Annotated in this window: 2 protein-coding genes; both read left to right on the top strand. The window is 66.2% G+C overall.

Going from position 1 to position 3,319, the window contains the following annotated elements:
• Positions 1-1,521 (top strand): HAMP domain-containing sensor histidine kinase (locus Q0066_RS02595; RefSeq protein WP_298129768.1); only part of this gene is annotated, 1,521 nt, incomplete at its 5' end.
• 261 nt (positions 1,522-1,782) lie between these two features.
• The gene (locus Q0066_RS02590) at positions 1,783-3,237 is read left to right on the top strand and encodes a glucosaminidase domain-containing protein (protein WP_298129767.1); all 1,455 of its coding nucleotides are present in this window, start codon (positions 1,783-1,785) and stop codon (positions 3,235-3,237) included.
• Positions 3,238-3,319 lie beyond the last annotated feature (82 nt).

Genomic DNA, 3,319 nt, shown 5'->3' with positions numbered 1-3,319 from the left:
ATGAGCACTCCTCCCGCGCCGCCTCCCCCGTCGGCGCCCCTTCCGCAGACCTCCGACTCCCCGCTGGCGGCGCCCCCGCAGCCACCGTCCGCCGTCCGACCGCTCGCCAAGGGCACCCTCGGACGGCGGCTGGTGGTGCGTGTCGCGGCACTGGTCGCGGTCGTTGCGATCGGGCTGAGCGCGGTGGTGGCGCTCGGCGTCTACAACATCCAGATCGGTCAGGTGGACGCCCGTCTCGACCGCGCCATCGCGCGACAGGTCGGTCCCAGCAGCGGCGGTCCGGGGCCGGGCGGCCAGGAGATCGGCACGATCATCGCAATAGAGTCCGGCGGCGCCGTTCAGGGCGTGATCCTGGTCGATCGCGCCAGCAACTTCGGCCCCCGTTTCACCTCGCTGTCGGTGGATGCCACCGATCTGCTGGGAACGCTCAGCCTCAACCCCGGGGATCGGGCCACGATTCAACTCGCCGGCTACGGGCTCTACCGATTGACGGCCGGCGCCGATGACACCCGGACGGTGATCGTCGGCATCCCGCTCGCCCAGGTGACCAGCGCGATGACCTCGCTGGTCGTCTTCGAGGCGCTGCTCACCGGTGCGGTGATCGTGGTCGCCGTGGTGGCGGCGCGCAGTGTGGTGGTTCGCAGCCTGACCCCGCTGAACCGGCTTGCGGGAACCGCGACCACGGTGTCGAACCTTCCCCTGGAGAGCGGCGAGGTGGCGGGCATCGTCCGGGTGAGCCCGAGGGACACCGATCCGGTCAGCGAGGTCGGACGGGTCGGCTTGGCGTTCAACCACATGCTCGACAACGTCGAGGGTGCGCTGGCGGCCCGGCACGCCTCGGAGATGAAGCTGCGGCAGTTCGTGGCGGACGCCTCGCACGAGCTACGCAATCCGCTGGCTGCGATCCGCGGCTACGCCGAACTGACCCGTAGGGAACGGGCGGACATGTCGCCGGCGATGGCGCACGCGATGTCCCGGATCGAGTCCGAGTCCGACCGGATGAGCACCCTGGTGGAGGATCTGCTGCTGCTCGCCCGGCTGGATTCGGGGCCCGCTCTCGATCTGAAGTCGACCGACCTCACCGAGATCGTGCTCAACGCCACCAGCGACGCCCGCGTCGCCGGACCCGACCATCGCTGGTCGCTGTCGCTGCCCGACGAACCCGTCGTCGCGCTGGCCGACCGCTACCGGCTGCATCAGGTGCTCGCCAACCTGCTGGGCAACGCACGCACGCACACCCCGCCGGGCACCCAGGTGGAGACCGCGGTGGCGGTGGACGGCCGGACGGCGGTGATCACGGTCACCGACAACGGACCGGGAGTGCCGTCAGAGCTTCAGGCGTCCGTCTTCGAACGCTTCACCCGGGCGGAGGTCAGCCGCGCACGCAAGCAGGGCGGATCGTCCACCGGTCTGGGCCTGGCGATCGTGGCGGCCGTGGTCGCCGCCCACCACGGGACGGCGTCCGTCGACTCACGCCCTGGCCACACGGTGTTCACCATCCGCATCCCGGTGGCTCCGTAGCACCACCAGCCCGGCGATCGAGCCTGCCGAGGCCCCTCGCGGCACCGCTGGTCGAGCTTGTCGAGACCTTCATCTCCGGCCCGCGCAAACCGGTACGCAGGGACGGTTCTTTTCGGTCCACTCGAACCCAGCATCAGGCGCCACTTGAGGGTTGCCACACGCGAATCACCTAGTCAGAGCGCACTCACCAGGCCATCCGTCGATGCGGGGTCGAGACTTAAGCTGGCTCTGAGCTACTTCTCAGGGTTTGAATACCTGGCCATGACCCACCCCTCTACCCGGATCCGCATCGGACTCCTCGCGATCGCCCTCACAGCCGCCGGTCTCGCGACAGCCACCGTGGGCGCCGACGACAGCGAAGCAGCCGTCGATTACGAGGCGTACATCGCCAAGGCCGCCCAGGCCGCGACGGCGTCCAAGAAGAAGTACGGCGTGCCCCGTGCGGTGACGATCGCGCAGTCGATTCTCGAGTCGGGCTGGGGTTTGTCGGGTCTCAGCGCCAAGTATCGGAACTACTTCGGCATCAAATGCAGCGCCGCGGTCAGCCCGTACCAGAAGGGGTGCGTGTCACTCGCCTCGTACGAGTACATCAAGGGCAAGAAGAAGAAGTACGTCAGCAAGTTCCGCACCTACTCCTCGATGGAGAAGTCTTTCCTCGACCACGGACGGCTGCTCAACTACGCCGACCGGTACAACCCGGCATTCAAGTACACCAACGATCCGGACAAGTTCATCAAGGCGGTGCACAAGGCCGGCTACGCGACCGACCCCCACTACTCGACGCTGGTGATCAACACCATGAAGCGTTGGAACCTGTACCGCTTCGACGTCAGCAAGCCGAAAGCCAAGCCCAAACCCAAGAAGCCGGCCCCGAAACCCAAGAAGCCGAAGACCGACCCCAACAAGGCCCTGATCAGTTCACTGGCACCTCTGGCGCAGCGCAATCAGGCGACCACCAGGGTGCCGGCCTCGGTGACGATCGCCCAGGGCCTGTACCACTCCGACTCGGGCAGGAGCACGGTGACGAAGAAGGCCAAGAACTATTTCGGAATCCTGTGCGGCGGAGCCAAGAGCAAAGTCTCGAAGAGTTGCATCAAGGTGAGCGGAACCAAGTACCGGAAGTACAAGTCGATGGGCGACTCGGTCACCGACCAGGGCGCGGTGCTGTCAACCGGACGCTACAAGTCGGCGATGAGGGCCACCAGCCCCAAAGCGTTCCTGAACGCCATCGCCAAGGCAGGCTGGTCGTCCAAGAAGTCGTACGCCGACAGCGTGTACAAACTGATCACCAAGTACGGACTGACCAAATACGACCTGCACATCACCCTCACCCTCAAGCAGGGCAATCGCGGGGCGAAGGTCACAGCGCTGCAGAATCTGCTGATCAAGGCCGGCCACAAGGTGAAGACCACCGGCTATTTCGGCACCGACACGGTGTCAGCGGTTAAGGCGTACCAGAAGAAGCGGAAGCTGACGGCGACCGGCAAAGCCGATCCGCTCACCCTGACCCGGCTCGCTCCGGACGTCCGGAAGGGCGCCAAGGGCAATCAGGTCGCGGCCGTGCACAACATACTCGAGGCCCGTCGCTACAAGGTCGACGGCGGCACCACGTTCGGCGCCAAGACGGACAAGGCGGTCAGGACGCTGCAGAAGAAGTACAAGTTGCCGCAAACCGGCATCGTCTCCGTGCGCACCTGGGGTGAGTTGTTCGGCTGACAAGCCGCTTCGACGACCCGACTAGCCGAAGGCCGACCACCGTTGGCTGGGTCTGTCGAAACCACCGTTGGTCGAGCTTGCC

Origin of the sequence: Micropruina sp. (assembly GCF_027492755.1) — a bacterium.
Lineage (GTDB): Bacteria > Actinomycetota > Actinomycetes > Propionibacteriales > Propionibacteriaceae > Micropruina.
Note: the sequence above shows the minus strand (reverse complement) of the source record. Positions and strands in the feature narration are given on the sequence as shown.